The sequence below is a fragment of the Arthrobacter sp. AOP29-A2-19 genome, from assembly GCF_058138025.1.
Map to the genome: position 1 here is coordinate 2,449,104 of NZ_CM176894.1, position 25,289 is coordinate 2,474,392.

Consider the following 25,289-nt stretch of genomic DNA (forward strand, 5'->3'; position numbering starts at 1 on the left):
GACAAGTGCCGCCCTAGTCGACCAGGGCCGCGAACTCGCTGCCGACGAGGCGCCAGATGTTGCGGCCGGACGCCTCGAAGGCCGGATGCAGGTCCACCGGTGCCTCGTCCCTGCTGTAGAGATACGCGGACGTGTCCAACAGGCAAGCGACCTCGCCGTTGCGCTGAACGGACCAGAAGCCGTGCGCGGCGTCCCCCACCGGCGTCGTTCCGGCACCACGCCGGCGTTCCGCGGCACCGCGGAAATCGTGGAAGAGGTGTTCCGCGGGTGTGTGCTCCGGCCCCATCGGAAAGGCGGAGCGCACCTCGCACGGGCGGGTTGCGGTTGCTCCGGCCGCGACCAGGGTTGTGATCAGGCGGTACGTCAGCAGCGATCCGGCCGTCCGCAGCGGCTTCGCCGGGGCGGCGAGTCCAGCCGCCCTCTCCAGCGCCAGCACGGCCGTCCGCGCGGGCGCCATAAAGACTTGCGGCCAGCGCAGCTCGGGTTCAGCGGCCGAACCGGGCGACCCCACGGACAGGTCCCCGGCCCGGTTGATGTCGATGATCCTGCTGCCCCGGATCTCGTCGTACAGCCCCAAGCTGTCCTGCGGCCGCTCTCCGCCGAGCCATTCACCGATGCTCAGCTGCGCGTGCCGCCGGCACAGTTCGGTGGCGATCCACCAACTGCGCGCGTTAACGAGCCAATAGTCGAAGGTGCCACCGTCATCGTTGCGCGAAGCCATGGAACCATCCTGCACTTCATTTCCCCGCGGGGATAGGACGGCGTCCACGGCGATCCGTCCCGCGCCACACGGCCGGCGGCAGGGTGCCGAACTGTCGGGGGCATGTGGTTTCCTGTGGTTGGCTACCCGGAAAGGATGGAGACATGAGCCGCACGATCGCCAAGGTGCCTGCCTATCCGACGCTGATGGAACTGCGAAGCGCGGGATGGAGCGTCGAGGAGATCGCCACGACCTACGGCGTCACAGTGGCCGCCGTGACGCAGGCGATGCGCGCCGGGCACCCGCACGGACCGGCTCCGTAGGCCCGGGCCGGGGACAGCGGCGCGGGGACAGGAACGGGGACAGAGTGCGGCACGCTTTTACTTGCCTGCCACCTCCGCGTTCAACACCCCGTGAACCAGGTTCAACCCGGTGTTTCCGGGCGCATTCCGCGCCGGAAAATTGCTGTCAAACACGCGCGCGGGAGCTATCGAATTTCCCAGCGGATGCTCCTACCATGCAGCTGTAAGGTCTTTTTCGCTCGACAACCGCCCCCATCCAGGTGGCGGAAACTGATGGGAAGAACACCATGACAACTGCAGGTCACATCCACGGCCGAACGGCCCACAGGTCAAACGCGCAGGCGGCGGCAATGGTCGTCGGCGCGCTTTTCCTTCTGGTTGGTCTCCTGGGCTTCATCCCGGGGATCACAACCAACTACGACCAGCTCGCAATGGCTGGCCACGCGTCGGAAGCCATGCTCTTCGGAGCCTTCCAGGTGTCCATCCTCCACAACATCGTGCACCTGCTCATCGGTGTTGCCGGCGTCGTGATGGCAAAGACGGAGGCGGGATCGCGCAACTTCCTGATCTGGGGCGGCGCCGTCTACCTCGTCCTCTGGCTCTACGGGCTTGTTGTCCCGCATGACAGCGCCGCCAACTTCGTGCCGATGAACATGGCCGATAACTGGCTGCACCTGTTCCTGGGAATCGCCATGGTCGTCCTTGGCGTAGCACTCTCCCGGGACCACACCACCCGCAGGCGCACGAGGACTTGAGGCCGGATGGGGAAACACTAACCACTGCCGCGGCCGTCTACCACCACATCATCGGTGGAGGGGCCCTCGGGCGCACCTCGCGGGACGCCCGGACGGGACGTGTGGCTCCCGGACGGGGCCTCAACCGACGAGGCGAAGCCCGTTAAGACGGAAAGTGGCGGACCACCGTTCGCGTGGTCCGCCACTTTCCTGCTTTATGGGTGTTGCTAGGCCGGGAGATCCAGCTTGTCGCCCACGAAGATCAGGTTGGCGTCGGAGACGACATCCTGGTTGAGGGCGTGGATTGCCTTCCAGCTGTCGACGCCCTGGGCGTCGGCGATCTTGGCCAGCGTGTCGCCGGCCTTGACCGTGTAGTTCTTGCCGGAATCCTGAACATTGGTCGCGACGTGGCGGCCCTGGTTCGAGGACTGCTTGGCCGGCTCCGCGGCGGGGGCCTCTGCGCGGTGCTTCGGCGCGGCCTGCACCTTGACCTCGGCCTTCTTGGCCGGAGCCTCGACGGTTGCCGCAGCCTCGGAGCCGGAGATCGAGCCCTCCGTGCCGGAGAGGCCCAGCTTGGCCGAGCAGGCGGGCCATGCGCCCCAGCCCTGGACGGCGAGTACCTTCTCGGCCACGGCGATCTGGGTGGCCTTGCTGGCGTTGGCCGGGTTGCCGGTTCCGCCGAAGGCTTCCCAGGTGCTCTGGCTGAACTGAACGCCACCGTAGTAGCCGTTGCCCGTGTTGATGCTCCAGTCACCGGTCGACTCGCACTGCGCGAGGGCGTCCCAGGTGGCCGTGGAGGCGGCGGAGGCGGGTGCGGCGCCGAGGCCCGCGGCCGCGCCGGTCAGGGCCAATGCTGCGACGCCGCCGGCAACGCCGGCACGGGTGAAGCGGGAAGTTTTCTTGGACTTCTGAATCACGATTCTCCGGGTGCCATCCAGCGCTCGGACCGTCCCCGGCCTTCGGTGCGCCATCGTCCGGCGTCGTATTGACATCAGGGCTTGCTCCGGCCGGTGGACGATGGTGGATACCGGGCGGGCTGCGGGTTTCGATCGCCCGAACGAGGGCGTTATCAAAACGTGACCATTGAACCCTACGCGAAAGACCCCGCCCCGAGTCAAACCGAGAGTTGCGTTCCCCGCCGCTTTCGGGCGTTTCCAGACGCACGGCGGCGGGTTGTCCGGTCGATCGGATGGCGCCGGGATCCCCTAGATTCCGGCTCTCGGCGCCGCAAGCTGGAAGCCGACCTCGGCGACCCTCTCGCCGCGGAAAACAAATATGCCCGGTACGGCAAATCCCGCGTCGAGGCAGCGTCGCGCCTCCATCTGGACGCCCGGGCCTGCGGCGCCGGAGCGTTTCCCCACTGCCAGTCCAGTAGGCATTGACAGGCCCGCCCGCCGGGGGCAATCTGTTATCAACCGAAAGGTTGATAAAGAAGGAAGTTGATTAGCGAGAGTGAACACCCGACAGGATGACGACCTCCTGGATAGGGCCTTTATGGCCCTCGCCGATCCGGCCCGCCGCACGATCATCGCGAGGCTCAGCCGCGGACCGGCCACGGTCAACGAGCTGGCGGAGCCGTTCTCCATCACCAAGCAGGCCGTTTCCCGGCACATCCGGGTTCTGGAGCGGGCGGAACTGGTCACGCGCTCCCGTGACGCGCAGCGCCGCCCGGTCCACCTGAATCCGGCGCGGCTCGAGTCGCTCACCGCATGGATCGACCGTTACAGGCTGGACCGCGAGGCCCGGTACCGCGGACTCGACGCCGTGCTCCAGACACTGCACCAGAAACCCGCCCCGGCGGAACACCAGGCACCCGAACAGGACACACCATGAGCAACGCACTCACGATCACGGTTCCGGAGGGACTCCCCTTCATCGATTACCAGCGGGAGTTCGACTTCCCGGTCGCCGACGTTTTCCGCGCGCACGCCGAGCCCGACCTCGTCAAGGAATGGCTGGGCCCGCGCCGCCTGAAAATGGAGATCGACCACTACGACTTCCGCTCCGGAGGCACCTACAGCTACATCCACACGGGGGAAGACGGCGTCCAGTACAGGTTCAACGGCGTGTTCCACACCGTGCGCAAGAACGCGTTCGCCATCCAAACCTTCGAGTTCGGCGGCTATCCCGACGTCGTCAGCCTGGAATTCATGACCTTCGAGGATCTTGGCGACGGTCGCTGCCGGCTCACCGGCCACTCGGTCTACCCCAGCATGGAGTCGCGCGACGGCATGGCGTCCTCCGGCATGGAAGGCGGCATGACGGAGGGCTACGACCGCCTCGACGAGCTGCTGAGCCGGCAACACGCCGAGGCCGGCTTATGACCGGGCGATCGGGTTCTACCGGGACAAGATCGGATTCACGCTAGACCACCACACGGTGAACGAGTCTATGGACGTTGCTCAGCTGACGCCCCGCGGGGTCGACGTCGACGAAATTACCGTCTTCGACGAGCGCGACGGCGGAACGCTCTTCGGGTTCGCGGATCCAGACGGCAACACGTGGGCCGTGCAACAGCTGAAGGTCCGCGCCGAGAAGCCGTTGATTCCCCGCTAGGCGACTATTCGTCGTGGCCCTGGTCCCCGCTCATCGAGCCTTCGGCCGGCGGCGTCTCCCCCGGCGGCACACCGCCGCCGGGTTCCAGCCCCGTGATGTTTTGCGTCGCCGGGTCCGGGTTCGGTGCGCTCCCCTGCTCGGCCGGCGCTCCCCCGCGTCCCGCCGTTCCACCCTCGCTCGGGACGTCCCCGCCTTGGGCGCCCGACGCGTCGTCGCTGTACTTGCCGGTACCGGCAATCAGGTCGTCGAAGGTGTCGCCCGTTCCGGCGTCGTTGGTGGTGCTGTCCTGGTCCGACATGGTGTTGCCTTTCGTTGGACTTTCTGTGGATCCCAGGGACGCCCGCGCCGCCGTGACAGCGGGCGGGCGGCCCTAAGCGGAAAGAATGTTCTTGATTTCCGTCACGAAGGCGTTCAGATCCTCCGGCGTGCGGGACGTGATGAGCGTAAACGCGCCGTCCGTGTCCACAACGACCGCCTCGTCGACCCACTCGCCCCCGGCGTTGACCACATCGGACCGCACGGACTTGTAGGAGGTCAGCTTCCGCCCCTCCACAAGATCCGTCTCGACGAGCAGCCACGGCGCATGGCAAATGGCCGCCACGGGACGCCCCGAGGCCGCGAAGGCATTCACGAGCCGCTGGGCGTCGGGATCCAGGCGGAGCGAATCGGCGTTTCCGGTCCCTCCGGGGACCACCAGCACGTCGTAGTCCGAGTCCTCGACCTCGGACATTGCGGCGTCGGCCCGCTGTTCCGCGCCACGCTCGCCGCCCGTCGTCGTCTTGATCGACCCCGCCTCAACCGCGGCGACCGTCACCTCCACGCCCGCCGCGCGCAACTCCTCCACCGGGACACGCAATTCGTCCTGCTCCACGCCGTTGTTCGTGGAGACGACCAACACCTTCTTGCCTGAAAGTTCGGACACCATTCCATCCCTTCCGCTGGAAGCTTCGACGTGCCCACGCTGGCACCGAACGGTGGGGCGCGCAAGCCCTGCCGCGCCGGCGCTCCGCGCCGTCGACGTGGGCCGGATGTGCCTACGCCTTGCCGAGCACGTGCCGCAGCGCCGCCTCCAGGGTCCGGTGGCGGAACTCGTAGCCCCACGACTCCGCCTTCGCCGACGACACCCGCTGGTCGGCGCCGGCGAGCTCCCGCGCGCCCTGCTCGCCCAGCAACAGCCGCGGGCCGAACGCGGGGACAGGGATAGCCGCCGGGCGGCGCAGGACGGCCGCGAGCGTCTTGGCGTAGGCGCGGGCGGTGACGGGCTCCGGAGCGACCGCGTTCACGGGCCCCGCCGCCCCGCCCTCCAGCACGGCGAAGGCATACAGGCCCGCGATGTCGTCAATCCCGATCCAGCTTTGCCACGCGTCGTCGCCGAGCCGTCCGCCGACGCCCGCCACGAAGAGCGGAAGGAAGCGCTGCAGGATGCCGCCGGCGGGGCTCTGGACCAGTCCGGTTCTTATGTTCACCACGCGGACCCCGGCCTCGCGCGCGTGCCCACAGGCATCCTCCCAGGCGACGCACACCTGGGCCAGGAAGTCGTCGCCGGCGGGGGCGTCCTCGGCGAGGGGCGCCGGCGGGGAGGCGGACGGCGTCGTGCCCTCCGGGAGCCCATCCGACCGGTGGTGCGGCGAGGCGCCGTAGTAGCCGATGCCGGAGGCGCTGACCAGGGTCCGCTGCCGGCCGTCCTCGGCCAAGACCGCCAGCGTCCGCGCGAGCAGGGACGTGGCCACCGTCCTGCTGGCGAGGATCTTCTGCTTGGTCTCCGGGGTGAAGCGTCCGCCGATCGGGTGCCCGGCGAGGTGGATAACCGCGTCGCATCCGCGCAGCGCCTCGGCGTCCAGGGCGCCGGAGTCCGGATCCCACTGGATCTCGTCCGGACCATTGGCCGGGCGGCGCACCAGCCTGAGCACGCGGTGCCCGCCGCCCGTCAGCAACGCGCAGACTTGCCGGCCGATCAGGCCGGACGCGCCGCTGACCACGACCGTCCGCGGCTCTCCGGAGTGCAGGGCATGGAACCGCAGATCGGCGCGCAACTGGTGCTCCCGATACCGGAAGATGCGCTCGAGTTCACGGGAGAACCGCTCCTCCGTCCAGGCCGTGGCCTTGTCCCCCGGGAGCTTCGACGCCAGGGGAAGCTCGAACTCGATGCGGTCCCGCATGACGGTGCCCGCCGCACCGTGCCCGGCGGGGGCCGCGTCCTCGAACGTGTGCGTGTGTTCCCAGCGGGCCAGGGGCCCGGAATCCATCACGTCGGTGAAGGATCGCCCCGGTTCCAGGCGCGTGTGGCGGGCGTGCCACGGGATCTCCGGGCGGGCCCACGCGGGGAGCGGCAGCATCGCCGAGGCGACGCCGGCCGCGGCGCCCACGCCCAGTCCGAGCGCACCGGGCGCGCCGATGCCCAGCACCGCCGTCGAGCCGATGTTGATCCCGTCGGTGGGTTCTCGGCGGACACTGCCGGAAAACGGCGGGCTCAGCCGCACCAGCGCGCCTGGGCGCGTGAACCAGGCGAAAACCTCGTCGCGGGGTTGGGGAAGGGTGGTGGTGTACTCGAAGACAGCCATGGTCCCACTATTGCCGATCATCGGGGCCGTGGACAGCCGCCACGGCCGAGCCCACCCCCGATGCAGCACCCGTCCCGCCTCTAACGATCCGGTCCTTCGCCACACCCGCGTTGCCATATACCCCCCTAGGTATTATCGTTGTGCGCAGAAGAGGATACCCCCGGGGGTGTCCGAGATTTCCCTAAGGAGACACACATGCTGCTCGAGCGCATCTACGACGAGGATCTGGCCCAGGCGAGCTACTTCATCGGCTGCCAGCGCAAGGGAGAGGCGGTCGTCGTCGACGCCCGCCGCGACATCGCCACCTATCTGGACCTCGCCGCCGCCAACGGCATGAAGATCGTGGCCGTGACCGAGACCCACATCCACGCCGACTACCTCTCCGGCACGCGAGAGCTGGCGGCGGCCACCGGCGCCGAGATGCACGTCTCCGGCGAGGGCGGCGAGGGCTGGCAGTACGGCTTCGACACCCACCGGCTGCACGACGGCGACGCCATCACCATCGGCAACATCACCGTCAAGGCCGTCCACACCCCCGGCCACACCCCCGAGCACCTGGCGTTCCTCGTCACCGACGGCGCGTTCAGCGACCAGCCCGGCTACCTGCTGTCCGGCGACTTCGTGTTCTCCGGCGACCTCGGCCGGCCCGACCTGCTCGACGAGGCCGCCGGCGGCGTCGACACCCGCTTCGAGGGCGCCAGGCAGCTCTTCCGGAGCCTGCGCGAGAAGTTCCTGACCCTGCCGGACCACGTCCAGGTGTACCCGGCGCACGGCTCGGGCAGCGCCTGCGGCAAGGCCCTCGGCGCCATCCCCTCCACGACCGTCGGCTACGAGCGCCTCTACTCCTGGTGGGGCCCGTACCTCGCGGCGAACGACGAGCGGGGCTTCGTCAACGAGCTCCTCGACGGCCAGCCCGACGCGCACGCCTACTTCGGCCGCATGAAGCGCGAAAACCGCCAGGGCCCGGCCATGCTCGGTGAGCGCGCACCCCTCACGGAGCTCTCCGCCGAGGACGTGGCGCGCGACCTCGCGGAGAATGCGGTGACGTTCGTGGACACCCGCCCGAACGGCGAAGTCCACCACGGCACCGTCGCGAAGTCCGTCAACATCCCGGCCGGGAACAAGGTCGCCAGCTACGGCGCCTGGGCCATGGATCCCGAGACCGACGACCGTCCGCTGGTCCTGCTCGCCGCCGACGCGGGGCGGGCGCGGGAGATGTGGGACCACCTGGTCCGAGTCGGGATCGACAAGGTCGCCGGCTACGTCACCGGCCTCGAGGGCCTGCCGACGGCGACGCCGCGGCTGATCCAGCCGGAGGAGCTCGAGGGCTTCGACGCGGCGCTGGTACTGGACGTGCGCAACAAGACCGAGCACGCCGAGGGCCACATCCCCGGCTCCCGCCAGCTCAGCGCCGGCCGCGTCCTGTGGCACCGGGACGAGCTGCCCGCCGAGGGCACGATCGTGACCTACTGCCAGAGCGGCGTCCGCAACTCCGTCGCCGCCAGCGCGCTCCGCCGGGCCGGACACGACGTCGTGGAGCTCGACGGCAGCTACGCCGCCTGGTCGGCCTGGAAGGCCGCCCAACCGGCCAACGCGTAAACCGCACCCGCCGGCCACGGTGGTGGGGGCAAAAAAGGAAGGGCGCCCCGCACATTGCGGGGCGCCCTGATCAACGACCGTCGGGACCGCGGTTCGGTTCCGCCGAGCCCGGCAAGTCAGGCCAGGGACAGGAAGAGTTTCTCGAGGTCCTTCTTGTCCATGGAGTTGTCCTCGCTGGCCAGGCACTGCTCCAGGCCGGTGGCGATGATCGCGAAGCCCGCCTTGTCCAACGCCTTGGAGACCGCGGAGAGCTGCATCACGATGTCCTTGCAGTCCCGGCCCTCCTCCAGCATGCGGGTGACGGCGGCCAGCTGTCCCTGGGCGCGCTTGAGCCGGTTGACGACGGGCTTGAGTTCGGTGGTGTCGAGCTGCACGGGTTTCTCCTTGGTGGTCCTAGACTCCCCCAAGTTTATACCCCCCAGGGTTTGTTGCATACCCTAGGGGGTATGTGGGAGACTTTCTGGGACACATTCGCTCGACGGGAAGAGACCCCCTTGGCCCCCGCAACCCCCACCGTCACGGACCTCGACGCACAGACCCTGCGCGAATGGATCGACCGGCACGAGGACCTGATCGTCATCGACGTCCGCACCGCCGCCGAGTTCGAGACCATGCACATCCGCGGCTCCCACAACGTGCCGCTTTCCCTGCTGTCCGAGCACGCCGACGAGCTCGCCGAGCGCCTCGGTGGCCGCGTGGTGCTCGTCTGCCAGTCCGGCGTCCGCGCCGAGCAGGCCCGCACGCGCCTTGGCGGAGCGGGCATCGGCACCGCCCTGGTCCTCGCCGGCGGCGTTCCGGGCTTCGCCGCCGCCGGCGGCGACGTCGTCCGCGGCGCGCAGCGCTGGGACCTCGAGCGCCAGGTGCGCATGGTCGCCGGCTCCCTCGTGGTCGCCGGCCTCGTCGCCGGCAAATTCGTCTCCCCGAAGATGCGCCTGCTCGCCGGCGCGATCGGCGCCGGACTGACCTTCTCGGCCGCCACCAACACCTGCGCCATGGGCCTGGCCCTGGCCAGGATGCCCTGGAACAAGACCGCGTCCGAGCCCTCCGCCCGGACCGCGATCGACCAGATCCCGGCCGCGTAACCGCTTCCCCCATTTCCAGGCAAGGACCCCACCCGTGACCGTCACGCTCGCCGCGACCCTCCTGCTCTCGGTGCTGATCGGGCTCTCGCTCGGCCTGCTCGGCGGAGGCGGATCCATCCTCACCGTCCCGATCCTCACGTATGTGGCCGGCCTGAACCCGAAGGAAGCCATCGCCGCGTCGCTCTTCGTCGTCGGCGCGACCTCCGCCGTCAGCGCCGTCGACCACGCCCGGAAGAGGCGCGTGAAGTGGCGCACCGGCCTGGTCTTCGGGGCGGCCGGCATGGCCGGGGCCCTCGGGGGCGGACTCCTCGGCGGGCACATCCCCGGCACGATACTCATGATCGCCTTCGCCCTGATGATGGTCGCCACCTCCCTGGCCATGATCCGCGGCCGCAGGGACCGCGCAACCAAGGAGCACGACGGCGAACTGCCGGTCGGCAAGGTCGTCGTCGAGGGACTCGTCGTCGGACTGGTCACCGGCCTGGTCGGCGCCGGCGGCGGGTTCCTCGTCGTCCCGGCGCTCGCGCTCCTCGGCGGTCTGTCGATGCCCGTCGCGGTCGGCACATCGCTGGTCGTCATCGCCATGAAGTCCTTCGCCGGCCTCGGCGGATACCTCACCACCGTCACCCTCGACTGGGCCCTGGTCGGCGGGGTCACCGCCGCAGCGATCGCCGGCTCGTTCATCGGGGCGCGCCTGGCCGGACGCGTTGCCGAGGCCGCCCTGCGCAAGGGCTTCGGCCTCTTCGTCCTCGTGATGGGCGTCTTCGTCCTGATGCAGGAACTGCCCTCCCCCGCCAACCTCGTCGTCGGCATCGCCGCCGCCGCCCTGGCCGCCGCGGGCGCGCTCTGCTGGCTCGCCCTTCCCGCCTGCCCGCTTCGTCGGGCGCTTGCGTCCACCGCGCCGGCTGCGGCCGCCAACCGATAGCGAGTCCGGAATCCCGACCGAGGCCGCGCGGCCCCGCACCGCTACTGGGAGGTGGCCGATGCCGCCCCGGTTCTAGGCGACGGCGCCGCCGAGGAACGCGAACGACGCCATGACCGAACCGCCGATCACGGCGGCGAACCCGCCCAGCCAGACGACCGATGGTACGCCGGTGGTCCGGGCCAGGATGTGGGCGTCGGAGCTGGAGGGATCGCCTCGTCGGGTGTGGACGCGCGCCACCTTGAACCAGTCCTTTACGGCCCCCACTACCAGCGCGATCCCCAGCGAGACCGCCACGTAGGCCACGGCCTCCACCGGCGTGTACACGACCAGCAGTTGCGCCACCGCCGCGCAGGCGACGGCCACCAGCATTCCCATGGGATTGCGGATGAAGAGCAGCGCGACGAGGAGCAGCAGGGCGCCGACGGACAGCGCCGCCCCGGCCCAGCCGCCGCACGCCGCCCAGATCAGGACCATGCCGGCGACCGCGGGCGCCGGGTAGCCCCAGAACCCCGCCCACGCAGCCCCCGCCCGGCCGCGGCCGTGGCTGACCATCTCCCCGGAGTGGTCCAGCCGCAGCCTGATGCCCCTGACGATCCGGCCCGTGCTCATGGCCGCCAACGCGTGCCCGAGCTCGTGCGTAAACGTGACGAACAGCCCGAACCAGCGCCAGCTGGCCCGCGGGACGGACAGGGCGATGGCCGCCGCGATGATGAGCACAAGCGTCATGGCCGGGGCGTTGAGCGGCACGCCGCGAGTGAAACCGGCCACGAGGGCGTCCCACCACTCGGACCAGAGCGTGGGATCGTTCGGAGTTGCGGCGGAGGAGAGTTGATGCGGAATCTTCACCCATCGAGGTTATGCGACGCACCTGTGAGGCCGGTCCAAAGGGTTCGGAGTTACCCTTGTATCGTCAATCTTCGCGCGCGGCGGACCCGCCGCACCGGCCATCCCGAACGGAGCACAGTGCAGAGAGCAGCATCCCGGCGCCTCGCCGCACTGCTGGCCGCCGTGCTCGCACTGCCGCTGGTCCTCGCGGCGGCGCTCACCATGGGGGCCGCGGGCGCCGGCGCCTCCGAACCGGGACTGCCCTCGCATTCAGCGGACCCGTCGCATGGCTCCACCTCCGCCGAGGCGGCGCACCATCCCGACGACGCCGGCGAGCTCGCGGAGCCGCACTGCCCCGACAAGGCGCCAGCGCCGTCGTGCCATTCCGCGGACGAGTCCCACCCCTCGGCGCCCACCGCGGCGCCGCGCCCCGACTCCGACACGCTCTGGGGCACCCAACGCTTCGACGGCGACGCCGACGGACTGCGGGCCAACGGCATGGCCGCGCGGGCGCCGGACCTCGTCGCGCTGTCCATCAGCCGCACGTAGGGGACACACGCCCACCTTTCGCCGGAGAAACGGCGCAAGGCGTCCCCGCGCCCGCCCGGGCGCCACCAGCGACCACGCACCATGGAGGGCCCCATGCCCCAGACCCACACATCCGCCGGCGCAACCCCCGAGCCGGCGGCACCGTTCCCTTCCGGGCCGGACGACGCCGTCAGGCCGGCCACGCGCGGGCCGCGCCGCGCGCTGGTGGTGGCGATCGCCGCCCTGGTCATCGCCGCGGCAATCGGCGGCTGGCTGCTCGGCACCCTGAGCCCCCGCACCGGATACCCGACCGAGTTGTCCGCCGACGCGGGGTTCGCGCGCGACATGCAGACCCACCACAACCAGGCCGTGCAGCTGTCCCTGATGCTGCGCGACCGTTCGGACAACGAGGCCGTGCGCTCCATCGCCTACGACATCGCAACGACCCAGTCCCAGCAGTCGGGACAGATGTTCGCCTGGCTGCAGGTCTGGGGGCTTCCGCAGACCGGAACCCGACCCGCCATGACCTGGATGGAGGACATGGTGGTGGAGGGCGAGGGCGGCCACGCTAGCCACTCCGCGGACGCCACCACCGGCCCGACCTCCGGGCTCGAGGCGTCCTCCGGCCACAGCACGGCCTCCATGGGCATGGCCTCCCAGGAGGACATCGACAGGCTGGAGGACTCCACGGGAACCGCGGCCGACCGCCTGTTCCTGGGGTTGATGATCCGGCACCACACCGGCGGCGTGGCCATGGCCGAGGCCGCCATGGACCGGGCCGAGAATCCCCTGGTCCTGGACTTCGCCCAGAAGACCATCACCGCGCAGTCCGCGGAAATCACGGCCCTCAACAACCTCCTCGCCGACCTCGGCTGAGCAACCAACCATAGAATCGGACCCTCAAAATGAGCGAGAACACCCGCACCCCCTCCTCCAAGCGCGAACAGGCCCAGGCGCTCGTCGCCAAGCAGCAGAAGCAGGCCAAGCGCACGCGGATCATCACCGTCTCCGTCGCCGTCGCCGCCGTCCTCGCGATCGCGATCCCGACGACGATCGTGATCAGCCAGGAGGCGGCCGAGCGCGACGCCGCAGCGGCGGAGGCCGCCCGGCCCATCGAAGGCGCCCAGACGTTCGAGATCGCCAGCGCGAACCACACGGAAGCCCCCGTCACCTACGAGCAGAGCCCGGGAGTCGGCGGGGACCACTTCCCCGCCTGGGCGAACTGCGGGATCTACGACCGTGAGATCGTCGAGACACACGCCGTGCACTCCCTCGAGCACGGCGCCGTGTGGATCAGCTACAACGAGGACGCGTCCGACGCCGACGTCGCGGCCCTGAAGGAGCTCGTTGGCGACCGCACCTACATGCTGTTGACCCCGTTCGCGGCGCAGGAAGAACCCATCAAGGTCAGCGCCTGGGGCGTTCAGATGGTCGCCGACTCGCCGGCGGACCCGCGTATCGAGACCTTCATCCAGAAGTACCGCCAGGGCCCGCAGACGCCCGAGCCCGGCGCGGCCTGCACGGGCGGCCTCGACGGCTAGGCCCCGGCCGTCTCCCGGCGGGCGGTCCGGCGACCAATCGTCACCGGATCGTCACCGCTGGACGGCACGTCGGGCACGGGATGCTACCTACGCTTAACGCACGTCCGCAAGTGAAAGAGAAGTAGCGCCCGTGTTGTCGTCCCCATCCCGCAAACTGTCCGCCATTGTCGCCACCGCCGCGCTGCTGGCCATCCTGGCAGCGTCATTCGTTTTCCTTGCGAACAGACCAGGCGCCGTGGCCGGGCCGGGGGCGCCGCGCATGGCGGACCAGGCCATGGCCGTGGCCGCCGGTGCGGACGTGGTCCGTTTCGCGGTCGCGGGCGATTCGATCACCGCCGACCACGCGTACCCGCGGGACGTCGCGCGGCGCATCGTCGGCGAGCGCTCGTGGGTGAACTTCGCGCAGGGCGAGACGACGGCGTTCGTCGGCGGCTGGGCCGTCGGCGGGGCCGTGACCGCCGAGATGGCGGACGGTTCGTACCCCCTCGCCGCCGACGTCCTGGTCATGATCGCCGGAACGAACGACATCCACGCGGGCCTGCCCTTCGAGGACATCGGAGCGAACATGGTTCGTATCGCCGACACGGTGGGAGCGCCGCGCGTCCTGGTCTCGTCCGTGCCGCCCCGCAACGGGTTCGCCGCCGAGACGGTCGCGTACAACGACTGGCTGGCAGGATTCGTGGCCGAGCGGGGCTGGGACTGGGTGGACGCGGCGGCGGGACTGCGCTCCGAGGCGAACCCGGGGCTGTACTCGGACGGCATGGCCTACGACGGCGTGCACCCCTCCCTCGCGGGCGCACGCGTGCTCGGGTCCGCCATCCTGGCCGAACTGCGGGAACAGCCCACCGCCGTGGACGCCCCGCTGCCCGCGGATGCGGACACCACGCGGGCCCCGGGCGCGACGGACGCCTCCTAGGCCTACTTCATCGCCTCGAGTTCCTTGCCCTTCGTCTCCTCGACGAAGCGCCAGACGAAGAACAGGGACAGCAGCGCGAACAGGGCGTAGAGCCCGTACGCGAGGACAAGTCCGACGTCGGCCAGGTACGGGAACGTCGTGGTGATGACGAAGTTCGCGAGCCACTGGGCGGCGGCCGCCACCGAAAGCGCGACGGCCCGCATGCCGTTGGAGAACATTTCCCCCAGCAGGACCCAGACCACCGGTCCCCACGTGGCGCCGAAGGCGACCACAAAGAGGTTCGCCGCGATCAGCGCGACGGTTCCCCACGGTTGCGGGAGCGCGACGTCCTCGCCCGATCCCGTCGACTGGCTGAAGCACACGGCCATCAGACCCAGCGCCACGGTCATGCCCGCCGAGCCGGCCAGGAGCATGGGCCGGCGTCCCACCCGGTCCACCAGCGCGATCGCCACGATGGTCACGGCGATGTTCGTCACCGAGGTGATGACCGTGACGGTGAACGAATCGGACTCCGTGAAGCCCACCGACTTCCAGAGGCTGGTCGAGTAGTAGAAGATCACGTTGATGCCCACGAACTGCTGGAAGACCGAGAGCAGGATGCCCACCCAGACGATCGGGAGCAGCCAGCCGTTGCCGCCGACCAGCGAGCGCAGGCTCTGGCGCGTCTCGGTGTTGATGGTGGCCTTGATGGCCGCCAGCTTGTCCTCCACGGCCTCCTTGGTGCGTAGGCCGACGACGTCGCCCAGCACCACGCCCGCCTCGGCAAACTTGTTCTTCGCCACGAGGTAGCGCGGAGACTCGGGCAGCCGCGACGCGAGGATCCCGTAGACCACGGCGGGAACGATGCCGGTGAGGAACATCCAGCGCCAGGCCTCGAGGCCCAGCCAGGTGACCTCGCCGGCGCCGCCGGCCACGGTCGCGATCAGCGCGTCGGACAGCAGGGCCACGAAGATGCCGGTCACGATCGCCAGCTGCTGCAGGGAACCGAGGCGGCCGCGACTGTGTGCCGGGGACACTTCGGCGATGTAGGCGGGGGCCAGCACGGACGCCATTCCGACGCCGATGCCGCCGATGAACCGCCAGACGATCAAGTCGGTCACGCCGAAGGCCAGACCCGAGCCCGCCGCCGAAACCGTGAACAGCAGGGCGGCCACCAGCATCGCCCGGACCCGGCCCTGCCGGTCGGCGAACGGCCCGGCAATCCAGGCGCCGGCCATCGCGCCGAGCAGGGCGCAGCTGACCGTGAAGCCCAGCAGGACGCTGCCAAGGCCGAATTCGTCGCGGATGGCATCCACCGCTCCGTTGATCACGGCACTGTCGAAGCCGAAAAGGAAGCCGCCGAGCGCGGCCACAACGGCGACCATCACGACCTTCTTGGGCGTGGTTTGGGTTTGGGTGGATGAAAGCATCCGTCCATGCTACGCCCGCACTGGAGTCGGCCCGGACTAGGCTGGAGGCCCACTACCCAGGAGGAACATGGCCAACCTCTTGCCCCCGCTGTTCACCACCGCCGGCCTCGTCGGCGGATTCCAGACCGCCCGCTCCACGGGCAACCGTCCGCTGGGCGGCGCCGTGCTGGCCGCCGCCGGAACCGCCGCCTTCCTCGTGTGGAAGCGCGACGCGGGCACCGCCCGGGCCTCGGCCCTGACCGCCCTATATCTGCTTTCCTTCGGCGGATCCCACCCGCTCGCCAAGAAGATCGGTGCCTGGCCGGCCGTCTACTCCGTCGCCGGAGCCACCGCCGCCGCGTCGCTGCTGTTCGGCTCCAGGCGGCGCTAGGCGTCGCCGGCGGCGAGCTCGGTCCCAAACTGTCGGAGGCCCCCGCTGTACTGGAACCGTTCAGCAGACGGAGCGGTGGCGGCGGGTGGACGGCCTGATGGGGGACGGCCGTTCGCGCACGGGGAACCCGCGGGCACACCGCCATCCGTGGGCTGGGCATCCCATCGGGAACCCGTCCGGGCAACGGCCGCGGTTGGGGAACGGGCCTGGTGCCCGGCCGGGTTCCCACCTCCCACGCGGGAGGCACACGCGGCGGGGCCGGGCGCGCAAGCCCGGCCCCGCCGTCGTGCGTCCGACGTCGCGCCCGCCCCAGCGCGTCCGCCGTCGTACGCCCGCCACCCTTGGTGTCGCTAGGCTGGCGGCATGCGTTCCCCCATCGAAAGCTACCTGCGCGGACTCCACGCCGAGCTGTCCACCATCAAGGACGGCGTCCCGTTCCAGGGCATCCCGGCCATGGCCGCGGCGGACCCGAACAACTTCGCGATCGCGCTGGCCACCGTGGACGGGTTCGTCTACGAGGTGGGTGACTCGGACACCGAGTTCTCGATCCAATCGATCTCCAAGCCCTTCACGTACGGGCTGGCCCTGGAGGACCTCGGGCTGGAGGCCGTCGACGAGAAGGTCGACGTGGAACCTTCCGGCGACGCGTTCAACGAGATCTCGCTGGCACACGACACGGGGCGCCCGGCCAACGCCATGATCAACGCCGGCGCCATCACCGCCACGTCACTGATCAAGGGTTCCGGTGGCCGCGACCGGTTCGCCCGCATCCTGGCGAAGTATTCGGACTTCGCCGGCCGCCCGCTGCAGGTCAGCGAACAGGTCTACCGATCGGAGGCGAAGACGGGCCACCGCAACCGCGCGCTGGCCTATCTGCTCCGGAGCTTCGGGATCATCGAGACGGATCCCGACGCCCACGTCGACGACTATTTCCGCCAGTGTTCGGTGCTCGTGAACACCCGCGACCTGGCCCTCATGGCTGCGACCCTCGCCAACGGCGGAACACACCCCCTCACCGGCAAGCAGGCGCTGGGCATCGAGGCCGTCCAGCGGGTCCTCTCCGTGATGACCACCTGCGGCATGTACGACGACGCCGGCTCGTGGACCTCCGCCGTCGGCATGCCGGCCAAGTCCGGGGTCGGCGGCGGCCTGATCGCCGTGCTGCCCGGTCAGGTGGGCCTCGCCGTCTACTCCCCGCCGCTGGATCCGCACGGCACGTCGGTTCGCGGCATCGCCGCGTCCGAGCGTATGGCCGAAGACATGGAGCTGCACTTCGTGCGGGCCGCGCGGATCGGCAAATCCGCCATCCGCGACAGCTACGACGTGACCGACTCCCCCTCCGGCGTGCGACGGAACGACGAGGCCGCCGAGGTGCTGGCTGCCCACGGCCACCGGGCGCGCGTGGTGGAGCTCAACGGCGACCTGCTGTTCGCCGGGGCGGAGTCCGTGGTGCGCGCCGTCAGCTCCCTCGCCGACACCGTGGAGCTCGTCATCCTGGACGCCCGGCGCGTCGACGAGGTCAGCCCCGTGTCGTTGCGCCTACTGGCGGAACTGCGCGACGGGCTCGCCGCCGACGGGCGGCGCATGGCGGTGATCGAGGTGGAGGGGCCGGTCGCCGACGCCGTGGGCGCCGCCGAACCCTCGGGCTCCACGCCCGCGCCCGGGGCGGTCCCGCTGTTCGCGACTCGGAACGACGCGGTCGAGTGGGCCGAGGAACACCTCATCGAGGCGCACGGCGGCCCCCGGCTGGTGCCGGACGCGGTCTCCGTGCCCGACTTTCCCGCGCTCGCTCCGCTGCCGCCGGAGGATATCGCTACGCTCGAGGCGCACATGGAGCCGCGCACCATCGAGGACGGCGGGGTGATCCGTCGGGTGGGCCAGAAGTTCGGCGGCGTCTACTTCATCCTCTCCGGCAAGGTCGCGACCAGCAGCGTCCACAACGGCCACCGGTTCCGGCACTCCACGCTGGGGGCCGGGATGACGTTCGGCGAGATCGCCCTCGGCGGCACCAACGGCCAGTCCGTGCGGGTCACGGCGCAGGGCCGGGTGCGCCTGAAGGTTCTCAGCGCGGAGGCCATCAGCTCCCTCGAGGACGATCATCCCCGCCTGGCACTGGACTTCTGGAAGGCCGTGGCGCGCGACGCCTACACCCGGGTCGAACAGAACCTCAAAGAGGCTGCTGTGAGGATCCGCGACTAGGCGACCCCGCGCGCAACATCGAGACAAACGACACAATACTTGATTCTTCAATATAATTTCGGGACCATGGACACATGACAACCACCCCGAACCAGACCACCCTTACCGCCGCCCAGACCGTCCTGCGGCTCGTGATCGGCTTCCTGTTCGCCGCCCACGGCTGGCAGAAGTTCTTCGAGTGGACCATCGCCGGAACCCAGGGAGCCTTTGGCGAGATGGGCATCCCCGCCGCGTCGTTGGCCGCGCCGGCGGTCGCGACGCTCGAGCTTGCGGGCGGAATCCTGCTCATCCTCGGCCTCTTCTCCCGTCCCGTCTCCGTCCTCCTGGTGCTGAACATGCTCGGCGCCATCGCCCTTGTCCACGCCCCCGCCGGCGTCTACGCCGCGGACGGCGGCTACGAACTGGTGCTGGCCCTGGCCGTCGGCGCCGCCGCCGTCGCACTCCTCGGCGCCGGCCGCCTCTCGCTCGACCACGTCTTCTTCGGACGCCGCCGTGCCGCCGCGGCGCAGGCCACCGACGCGCGGGTCGACGCGCGCGTCTAATCCCGCAGGGGACACAACCAGCAGTTCCGGGCGGGCACTTCGGTGCCCGCCCGGAACTGTTTGTCCTGCCGTCGTTTCCCTCCACGATCCCGCCTGCCGACCCCGCCCGGCCGCACACAACTGGGCTTAGGCTGAGGGCATCCGGGGCTCCCGGACGGCGACCACAGGGGGACACGATGGCACGGTGCATTCCGGAGGACCCCGACTTTTCCGTGGGCCAGTCGGCCGAGCGGGCGGTCTGGGAGCGGCTCCGCGCCGAACTGCCCGACGACGCGGTCCTGGCACATTCCGTCCAGGCGCGCCTCGGCACCAACGAACACGAGATCGACCTGCTCGTGCTCTGGCCCGGCGTCGGCCTTGCCGCGATCGAGGTCAAGGGCGGCCGGGTCTCGGCGTCCGGGGGCACGTGGTCGCAGTCCGACGCCAGGGGTTCCCACCGGATCCAGAATCCGCTGGCCCAGTCCCAGGGTTCCATGCACGCGTTCCAGCGCTGGATCGAGGAGCGCACGGGCTCCCGGCTTTCCAGCCGCTTCGCCTACCTGGCCTGCCTGCCGTATACGGACGTGCCCGCCGGGTGGGAGTCGGCCGGGAGTCCTCGGTCGCTCTTCCTGGACCGGCGCGACGTCGGGGGCCCGCTCGCGGAGACGCTGCGACGTGTCATCGAAACGCAGGGATCGGGCACAACGACGCTCGCGGCGTCCTACGTCGACCGGATCGCCGTGCATCTGGCCGCCACGTTGGACACCGCGGAACCGCCCGGAGGCACGGCGCGCGAGGTCGAGGACCACCAGGAGCACCTGACGGAGAACCAGAAGGTGCTGCTCGGCGCCACCCGGTCGCTGCGCCGCGTGCGGTTCGTCGGCGGGGCGGGCAGCGGCAAGACCTGGCTCGCCCTGCAGAAGGCGAAGGCCCTCTGCCGCGACGGGAAGCGTGTGGGCCTCTTCTGCTACAACAAGGGTCTGGGCGAATACCTGAGGCGCGAGGTGGGAACCTGGAGGCAGGCGCGCCCCGTGTTCACCGGGGAGTTCCACGAGTACGCCAGGGCGCTCGGCGTTCCGGACGGCGCCGGCCAGAACTACTTCGACGCGGACATGCCCGCCCTGCTGCGGCGGGCCGCAGACCGACTGCCCGCCGAAGAACGACTCGACGCCGTTGTTGTGGACGAGGCGCAGGACTTCGCCCCGCTCTGGTGCGACGCCCTGCTGGCCTGCACGCGCGAGCCGGAAACGGGCGAGGTCTACGCTTTTATGGACGACCGCCAGGACGTCTACAGCCGCTGGGACGGCGCCGCGCTCGGCACCGGGACGGCCGGCGCGGCGGCACCGCTCGCCACCATCCACGTGGACGACAACCTGCGCAACACCCGCCAGATCGCCGGGATCTTCAGGCCCTTGGCCCCGGAGAACTTCACGCCGCGTGGCGGGACGGGGCCCGCGGCGCGCCTGGTGGCGTGCGCGACGACGGACGCCCTCGATCTCGCCGGCGACTGCGTCGACGCCCTGATCGACGAGGGCTGGGCCAACAACCAGATCGCCCTGCTGACGACGCGCCACCGCCACCCGGTCCACCAGGACCACCACGAGGCCGGCACCACCGACGCCTACTGGCGGGAGTTCCACGACCACGAGGCGGAGTTCTACGGCCATGTCCTCGGCTTCAAGGGGCTGGAAAGATCCGTGGTGGTGCTGTGCGTGGACGGTTTCAAGGACCTCTCCCGCGCCAGGGAGCAGCTCTACGTGGGACTGTCGCGGGCCCGGTCCCTGCTGGTGGTCGTGGCGGATCCGGCCCTGCTCGCCGAGGTTGGCGGGCGCGGCCTCGCCTCAGCGCTGGGCCTCGCCCAGTCCTGGAGTCCCGCGGCGCGGCAAACGGTCGGGGACGGCTGTTAGATTCGGTGCAGGGCCGGGGGAAGCCATCCGCCGGCCACACTGGGGAGGCAAGCGTGCAGCTGTTCGAATCGGAGCCCGTCGGCGGGCAACGGGACCTCGTGTACTCCGCGAGCGACCTGGTCACGGCCAGCGAGTGCGAGTACCGGTTGCTGCACCGCCTGGACGAGAAGCTCGGGCTGGCCGAGAGGCCGGACCTCGAGGAGGACCCGATGCTCGCGCGCGCCTCGAAGCTCGGAACGGTGCACGAGGAGAAGGTCCTTGCGGGGCTGGTGGCACGGTACGGCGAGTGGGACCCCGCCGCCGGAACGGGCGTGGTGCGGATTCCCGCTCCCCCGCGGGACGGCTACGACCGCGCCGTGTTCGCCGCCCGCCACGAGGACACGCTGGCGGCGCTGCGGGCCGGCGCCGACGTCGTTTTCCAGGCCACGTTCTTCGACGGCGAGTTCCTGGGCTTTGCCGACTTCATCGTCAAACAGCCCGACGGGCGCTATGCCGTCTGGGACTCCAAGCTGGCCCGCCACGCGAAGGTCAGCGCCCTGCTCCAGCTGGCGGCCTACGGGGACCAGCTCGTCAAGGCGGGCTTCGAGCCGTCACCACTGGTGACCCTGGTGCTGGGAAACATGGAGCACAGCGTTCACTCCCTGCCGGACCTGCTCCCGGTCTACCGCGAACGGCGGGACCGGTTCCTGAAGCTGGTGGCCGGCCACCGCGCCGGGGGCCGCCGGGTGCGGTGGGGCGAGGACGGCGTCTCCGCCTGCGGGAGGTGCGACTACTGCGCCCTCCAAGTCGCAGAGCGGCGCGACCTGCTGCTGGTGGCCGGGATGACTGTGGCGCGGCGCAAGAAGCTGATCGAAGACGGTATCACCACCATCGACGCCTTGGCGCAGCTCGACGACGCGCGCGCCACGGGGCCGCTCGAGCGGATGCGCGACCAGGCCCGGATGCAGACGCATCGCGGGCCGGTGGACGGGGTCGCCACCGCCGGGGAGGGCGCGGCGGCCCACCCCGTCTCCTTCCGCGTGTTGCCGGGGCACAGCATCGACGCGCTGCCGGCGCCGAGCCCCGGGGACATCTTCTTCGACTTCGAGGGCGATCCCCTGTGGCAGGATCCGGCAAACGGCGCCTGGGGGTTGGAGTACCTGTTCGGCGTCGTCGAGGCGGACGGCCCGAATCCGGTGTTCAAGCCGTTCTGGGCGCACACCCGTGCCCAGGAGAAGCAGGCGTTCCTGGATTTCCTCTCCTACGTCGAGGAGCGGCGGAAGACGTGGCCGGACCTGCACGTCTACCACTACGCCGCCTACGAGAAGTCGGCCCTGCGCAACCTCTCCGTCCGGCACACCGCGGGCGAAGACACCGTCGACGCCTGGCTGCGCGAGGGGCTGCTGGTGGACCTCTACGAGACGGTGCGCCACTCCCTGCGGATCTCGGAGAACTCGTACTCGATCAAAAAGCTCGAGCCGTTCTACATGGGCGGCGACGGACCCCGCGAAGGGGTAACGAACGCCGGCGCCTCGGTGGTCGCCTACGCGGCCTACTGTGCCGCGCGCGACTCGGGCGACAGATCGGAGGAAGAACAGATCAGGGAATCGATCTCGGAGTACAACAAGTACGACTGCGTCTCCACCCTTCGCCTGCGGGACTGGCTCCTGGATCTGGCGCTCCGCCACCCCGCCGGCGGAACGCCGGAACCCGAGCGCGGCCCGGCGCAGGAGACGCTGCCGCGGGCGGACGTGCCCGTCGAAGAACCGTCGGCCGAGGAGCTCCGGCTGCGCGCCTTCCTGGAAGAGCTTCCGGGCACACTCGAACGGACCCCCGAAGAACGGGCCGTCGCCCTGGTCGCGGCGGCCACCGGCTACCACCGCCGCGAGGACAAGCAGTACTGGTGGGACCTGTTCGATTCCATGGATTCCCTGCCGGACGGGCTGGCGGAACGGCGGAACACGTTCACCGTTCGGCGGGCCGAGGTGGTCTCCGATTGGCAGGGCCCGCAGGCGGGCAGGGGCACGCTCAAGTCCCGTGTGGTCGCCCTCACCGGGACCGCCGCGCCCGCCTCCGAATTCTTCGAGGGCTCCACCTGGCACGAGGTCCTGCCCGGCCCCGCGCCGGAGACGTACACCTTCCCCGTGTCCGAGGTGTCCGGCCGTTACGCGGTTCCCGGCGTGCTGGTTGTCGGCGTGGAGGAGTTGCCCGACACCGCGCTGCCCGTCGACGGGGACGCGTACAGGATCCTGGTACAGGAGAAGGAAAAGAAGAAGCTGCCCGCCAGCGGCCAGCTGCCGGTTGCCCTGCTGCCGGACGCGCCGATCCGCACCGAGTCGCTGAAGGCCGCGCTGGCCGAACTCGCCAAGACCGTCGGCGGCGCCCTGCCCACGCTCCCCCGCCATCCCGGCATCGACATCCTGCTCAAGTCCGCGCCGCGGCTGGCCACGCTGAGCGCCCTGCCGCGTGTCGAGACCGGGCCGGATGGGCTCGGCGACTACATCGGGGCCATCACCGCGGCCGTCGCGGACCTGGACCGCTCCTACCTGGCCGTCCAGGGTCCCCCCGGGACGGGCAAGACCTACGTGGGATCGCACGTGATTGCCCGGCTGGTCCAGCTCGGCTGGAAGATCGGCGTCGTCTCCCAGGGCCACTCCACGGTGGAAAACCTGCTCGGGAGGGCCATCGAGGCCGGGGTGGACCCGGAGGCGATCGGCAAGGAACCGAAAAGCGGAGACAAGGACCCCAAACCGTGGAAGAAGACCTCCAAGGCGGACCTTTCGGCCCTGCTCGCCGACGCCGGCGGGTGCCTAGTCGGTGGAACTTCGTGGACGATGACCGGCGCCGCGGTGCCGCCCGGGTCGCTGGACCTCCTGGTCATCGACGAGGCCGGGCAGTTCTCGCTCGCCAACACGCTCGCCGTCGCCCGGTCCGCCCGGAAACTCCTCCTGCTGGGCGACCCCCAGCAGCTGCCGCAGGTCACGCAGGGCACCCACCCCGAACCGGTCGACGAGTCCGCGCTCGGCTGGCTGTCCAAGGGCCACGCCACGCTACCGGAACACCTGGGCTACTTCCTGGCCGATTCGTGGCGGATGCACCCGGAGCTGTGTTCGCGCGTGTCCCGGCTCAGCTACGACGGCAAGCTGGAGGCCGCGCCCGCCGCCCTGGCGAGGGACCTGGAGGGCGTGCCCGCCGGCGTCGAAACGGTGATGGTCGAGCACAGCGGCCGCACCACCCACTCGCCGGAGGAGGCGGCGGAGGTCGTCCGCCAAGTCCGCAGGCACCTCGGCCTGCGTTGGAGCGACGGCGACACGGTCCGCGCCCTTCGGCAGGACGACGTGATGGTCGTCGCCGCCTACAACGCGCAGGTCAACACCGTCCGCGCCGCCCTGCGGGAGGCGGGTCTGGACGGCGTGGGCGTCGGGACGGTGGACAAGTTCCAGGGCCAACAGGCCCCGGTCGTGATCCTCTCCATGGCGTGTTCGGCGGCGGCGGAGGCGCCCCGCGGCATGGACTTCCTGCTCAACCGCAACCGGGTCAACGTCGCCATTTCGCGCGGGCAATGGCGCGCCGTGGTGGTGCGCTCCCCCGAGCTGACGCACCATCTGCCGAGCAAGCCGGCCGGGCTGGAGGAGCTCGGAGCGTTCGTGGGGCTGTGTACCGAAGGGACGGCCGGCGTGGCGCCGGCCACATGGACCGGGTCCGCATGGCCTAGCATGGCGGAATGACAGCGTTCCGAGGTCTCATCGCATATCCCGTCACCCCCTTCGACGACTCCGGGGCGGTCGACCATGCCGAGCTGGGAAGGCTGCTGGCCTCCCTCGCGGTCTCGGGAGTGGACGCCATCACGGTCCTGGGCAGCTCCGGCAGCTTCGCCTATCTGGACGCGCGGGAGCGCAGCGGCGTGGTCCGCACCGCCGTGGAGGCCGTGAAGACCGCCAACCCGTCCCTGCCCCTGTACGCCGGCGTCAGCGCCGTCGCCACCCGCGAACTGCTGGAGAACGTCGCCGACGCGGTGGAAGCGGGCGTCGACGGGCTGCTAGTCTCCACCGTCTCTTACGTCCCGTTGACCGAGGACGAGGTCGCCCACCAGTGCCGGAAGGTCGCCGCAGCGTCCGACCTGCCCGTCTGCCTGTACTCGAACCCCATCACCACCAGCTTCTCCTTCCCGCTGGAACTGATCGCCGAGCTGTCCGGCGAGCCGACCATCCAGGCCGTCAAGGAATCCGCGCCCGACGCCGCGTCGTTCGCCCGCCGGCATGCGAAGCTGAGCGGCATGGTGTCCGGCGACTTCAGCCACGGGCTCAGCGGGGACGCGCTCATCGCGGAGGCTGGATTCGCCGGCGACGCGTGGCACAGCGGCCCCGCGTCCGTGCTGCCGCACCACTTCAAGGCGCTTCGCGACGCGGTGGAGGCCGGCGACCCGGCCCATGCCGCCGCGCTCCGGGACGAGCTGGCGCCGCTGCTGCACGAGTTCAACGGCCTCCGCAAGCTCAGCAACCTCTACGCGCTGGCCCGCGCTGCCGGGATCGACGCGGGCGAGCCGCGCCCACCGCTCGTGCCCATCCCGGGCAGCAACCGCCGAGACCTGGCCCGGCTGCTCGAGGGGCTGACCGAACCGCTTTAGCGCGCCCA

The 25,289-nt window shown here is 70.3% G+C and carries 26 protein-coding genes; 18 read left to right on the forward strand and 8 right to left on the reverse strand.

Annotated elements, in window-relative coordinates; translation table 11 throughout:
- Positions 1–13: 13 nt before the first annotated feature.
- Positions 14–721, reverse strand: coding sequence for a TY-Chap2 family putative peptide chaperone (locus AC3ZJJ_RS11285; RefSeq protein ID WP_489891917.1), 708 nt, complete (start codon positions 719–721; stop codon positions 14–16).
- 143 nt (positions 722–864) lie between these two features.
- Between AC3ZJJ_RS11285 and AC3ZJJ_RS11290 the strand changes: the two genes are divergently transcribed.
- Together AC3ZJJ_RS11290 and AC3ZJJ_RS11295 are read left to right on the forward strand one after the other, a co-directional pair.
- Positions 865–1,023, forward strand: a complete 159-nt coding sequence (locus tag AC3ZJJ_RS11290; RefSeq protein ID WP_489891918.1) for a hypothetical protein — start codon at positions 865–867, stop codon at positions 1,021–1,023.
- A 266-nt stretch (positions 1,024–1,289) separates the two neighbouring features.
- The gene (locus tag AC3ZJJ_RS11295) at positions 1,290–1,757 is read left to right on the forward strand and encodes a DUF4383 domain-containing protein (protein ID WP_489891919.1); all 468 of its coding nucleotides are present in this window, start codon (positions 1,290–1,292) and stop codon (positions 1,755–1,757) included.
- A gap of 206 nt (positions 1,758–1,963) precedes the next feature.
- On the opposite strand, the gene AC3ZJJ_RS11300 is transcribed toward AC3ZJJ_RS11295, so the two are convergent.
- Positions 1,964–2,653 carry a transglycosylase family protein gene (locus tag AC3ZJJ_RS11300; RefSeq protein ID WP_489891920.1) on the reverse strand — a complete coding sequence of 230 codons (690 nt, stop codon included), beginning with the start codon at positions 2,651–2,653 and terminating at the stop codon, positions 1,964–1,966.
- A 577-nt stretch (positions 2,654–3,230) separates the two neighbouring features.
- On the opposite strand from AC3ZJJ_RS11300, the gene AC3ZJJ_RS11305 reads away from it, so the two are divergent.
- The 3 genes from AC3ZJJ_RS11305 to AC3ZJJ_RS11315 all read left to right on the forward strand — a co-directional run bounded on the left by AC3ZJJ_RS11305 (position 3,231) and on the right by AC3ZJJ_RS11315 (position 4,292).
- The gene (locus AC3ZJJ_RS11305; RefSeq protein ID WP_489895807.1) at positions 3,231–3,569 is read left to right on the forward strand and encodes an ArsR/SmtB family transcription factor; all 339 of its coding nucleotides are present in this window, start codon (positions 3,231–3,233) and stop codon (positions 3,567–3,569) included.
- The gene (locus AC3ZJJ_RS11310; protein WP_489891921.1) at positions 3,566–4,060 is read left to right on the forward strand and encodes an SRPBCC family protein; all 495 of its coding nucleotides are present in this window, start codon (positions 3,566–3,568) and stop codon (positions 4,058–4,060) included. Before AC3ZJJ_RS11305 ends, AC3ZJJ_RS11310 begins: the two co-directional genes overlap by 4 nt.
- A 67-nt stretch (positions 4,061–4,127) precedes the next feature.
- Positions 4,128–4,292 (forward strand): hypothetical protein, encoded by a 165-nt coding sequence (locus AC3ZJJ_RS11315; protein WP_489891922.1) that lies wholly within the window; start codon positions 4,128–4,130, stop codon positions 4,290–4,292.
- Positions 4,293–4,296: 4 nt separating this feature from the next.
- On the opposite strand, the gene AC3ZJJ_RS11320 is transcribed toward AC3ZJJ_RS11315, so the two are convergent.
- The 3 genes from AC3ZJJ_RS11320 to AC3ZJJ_RS11330 all read right to left on the reverse strand — a co-directional run bounded on the left by AC3ZJJ_RS11320 (position 4,297) and on the right by AC3ZJJ_RS11330 (position 6,853).
- Positions 4,297–4,590 (reverse strand): DUF6480 family protein, encoded by a 294-nt coding sequence (locus tag AC3ZJJ_RS11320; RefSeq protein WP_489891923.1) that lies wholly within the window; start codon positions 4,588–4,590, stop codon positions 4,297–4,299.
- Between the two features lie 72 nt (positions 4,591–4,662).
- Positions 4,663–5,217, reverse strand: coding sequence for a type 1 glutamine amidotransferase domain-containing protein (locus tag AC3ZJJ_RS11325; RefSeq protein WP_489891924.1), 555 nt, complete (start codon positions 5,215–5,217; stop codon positions 4,663–4,665).
- Between the two features lie 109 nt (positions 5,218–5,326).
- Complete coding sequence (locus AC3ZJJ_RS11330) at positions 5,327–6,853, reverse strand: TIGR01777 family oxidoreductase (protein ID WP_489891925.1); 1,527 nt, start codon at positions 6,851–6,853, stop codon at positions 5,327–5,329.
- Between the two features lie 195 nt (positions 6,854–7,048).
- On the opposite strand from AC3ZJJ_RS11330, the gene AC3ZJJ_RS11335 reads away from it, so the two are divergent.
- Positions 7,049–8,452, forward strand: coding sequence for an MBL fold metallo-hydrolase (locus tag AC3ZJJ_RS11335; RefSeq protein WP_489891926.1), 1,404 nt, complete (start codon positions 7,049–7,051; stop codon positions 8,450–8,452).
- Between the two features lie 116 nt (positions 8,453–8,568).
- Here AC3ZJJ_RS11335 and AC3ZJJ_RS11340 read toward each other — a convergent pair whose 3' ends face one another.
- Positions 8,569–8,826, reverse strand: a complete 258-nt coding sequence (locus AC3ZJJ_RS11340) for a metal-sensitive transcriptional regulator (RefSeq protein WP_489891927.1) — start codon at positions 8,824–8,826, stop codon at positions 8,569–8,571.
- A gap of 72 nt (positions 8,827–8,898) precedes the next feature.
- Between AC3ZJJ_RS11340 and AC3ZJJ_RS11345 the strand changes: the two genes are divergently transcribed.
- Together AC3ZJJ_RS11345 and AC3ZJJ_RS11350 are read left to right on the forward strand one after the other, a co-directional pair.
- Positions 8,899–9,534: a rhodanese-like domain-containing protein gene (locus AC3ZJJ_RS11345; RefSeq protein WP_489891928.1), complete on the forward strand. Its 636-nt coding sequence runs from the start codon at positions 8,899–8,901 to the stop codon at positions 9,532–9,534.
- Between the two features lie 34 nt (positions 9,535–9,568).
- Positions 9,569–10,459, forward strand: a complete 891-nt coding sequence (locus tag AC3ZJJ_RS11350; protein ID WP_489891929.1) for a sulfite exporter TauE/SafE family protein — start codon at positions 9,569–9,571, stop codon at positions 10,457–10,459.
- Positions 10,460–10,531: 72 nt separating this feature from the next.
- On the opposite strand, the gene AC3ZJJ_RS11355 is transcribed toward AC3ZJJ_RS11350, so the two are convergent.
- Complete coding sequence (locus AC3ZJJ_RS11355; RefSeq protein ID WP_489891930.1) at positions 10,532–11,305, reverse strand: M50 family metallopeptidase; 774 nt, start codon at positions 11,303–11,305, stop codon at positions 10,532–10,534.
- 117 nt (positions 11,306–11,422) lie between these two features.
- Here AC3ZJJ_RS11355 and AC3ZJJ_RS11360 point away from each other — a divergent pair, with 117 nt between their 5' ends.
- From AC3ZJJ_RS11360 to AC3ZJJ_RS11375, 4 genes are all read left to right on the forward strand, one after another.
- Positions 11,423–11,833 (forward strand): hypothetical protein, encoded by a 411-nt coding sequence (locus AC3ZJJ_RS11360; protein WP_489891931.1) that lies wholly within the window; start codon positions 11,423–11,425, stop codon positions 11,831–11,833.
- Positions 11,834–11,926: 93 nt separating this feature from the next.
- The gene (locus AC3ZJJ_RS11365; RefSeq protein WP_489891932.1) at positions 11,927–12,688 is read left to right on the forward strand and encodes a DUF305 domain-containing protein; all 762 of its coding nucleotides are present in this window, start codon (positions 11,927–11,929) and stop codon (positions 12,686–12,688) included.
- A gap of 29 nt (positions 12,689–12,717) precedes the next feature.
- Positions 12,718–13,353 carry a thioredoxin-like domain-containing protein gene (locus AC3ZJJ_RS11370; protein WP_489891933.1) on the forward strand — a complete coding sequence of 212 codons (636 nt, stop codon included), beginning with the start codon at positions 12,718–12,720 and terminating at the stop codon, positions 13,351–13,353.
- Between the two features lie 130 nt (positions 13,354–13,483).
- A complete protein-coding gene (locus AC3ZJJ_RS11375; RefSeq protein WP_489891934.1) occupies positions 13,484–14,269 on the forward strand; it encodes an SGNH/GDSL hydrolase family protein in 786 nt (261 codons plus the stop codon).
- Positions 14,270–14,271: 2 nt separating this feature from the next.
- Here AC3ZJJ_RS11375 and AC3ZJJ_RS11380 read toward each other — a convergent pair whose 3' ends face one another.
- Positions 14,272–15,678, reverse strand: a complete 1,407-nt coding sequence (locus tag AC3ZJJ_RS11380; RefSeq protein WP_489891935.1) for a sugar porter family MFS transporter — start codon at positions 15,676–15,678, stop codon at positions 14,272–14,274.
- 67 nt (positions 15,679–15,745) lie between these two features.
- On the opposite strand from AC3ZJJ_RS11380, the gene AC3ZJJ_RS11385 reads away from it, so the two are divergent.
- From AC3ZJJ_RS11385 to AC3ZJJ_RS11410, 6 genes are all read left to right on the forward strand, one after another.
- Positions 15,746–16,048: a hypothetical protein gene (locus AC3ZJJ_RS11385; protein WP_489891936.1), complete on the forward strand. Its 303-nt coding sequence runs from the start codon at positions 15,746–15,748 to the stop codon at positions 16,046–16,048.
- Between the two features lie 363 nt (positions 16,049–16,411).
- Positions 16,412–18,247 carry a glutaminase A gene (gene glsA / locus AC3ZJJ_RS11390; protein WP_489891937.1) on the forward strand — a complete coding sequence of 612 codons (1,836 nt, stop codon included), beginning with the start codon at positions 16,412–16,414 and terminating at the stop codon, positions 18,245–18,247.
- Positions 18,248–18,321: 74 nt separating this feature from the next.
- Positions 18,322–18,789, forward strand: coding sequence for a DoxX family protein (locus AC3ZJJ_RS11395; protein WP_489891938.1), 468 nt, complete (start codon positions 18,322–18,324; stop codon positions 18,787–18,789).
- A gap of 176 nt (positions 18,790–18,965) precedes the next feature.
- Entirely contained in the window at positions 18,966–20,675 is a 1,710-nt protein-coding gene (locus AC3ZJJ_RS11400; RefSeq protein ID WP_489891939.1) for a nuclease-related domain-containing DEAD/DEAH box helicase, read from the forward strand.
- 53 nt (positions 20,676–20,728) lie between these two features.
- Positions 20,729–24,382 (forward strand): TM0106 family RecB-like putative nuclease, encoded by a 3,654-nt coding sequence (locus AC3ZJJ_RS11405; protein WP_489891940.1) that lies wholly within the window; start codon positions 20,729–20,731, stop codon positions 24,380–24,382.
- Positions 24,379–25,281, forward strand: coding sequence for a dihydrodipicolinate synthase family protein (locus AC3ZJJ_RS11410; RefSeq protein WP_489891941.1), 903 nt, complete (start codon positions 24,379–24,381; stop codon positions 25,279–25,281). The genes AC3ZJJ_RS11405 and AC3ZJJ_RS11410 overlap by 4 nt, the downstream gene beginning before the upstream one ends.
- Positions 25,282–25,289 lie beyond the last annotated feature (8 nt).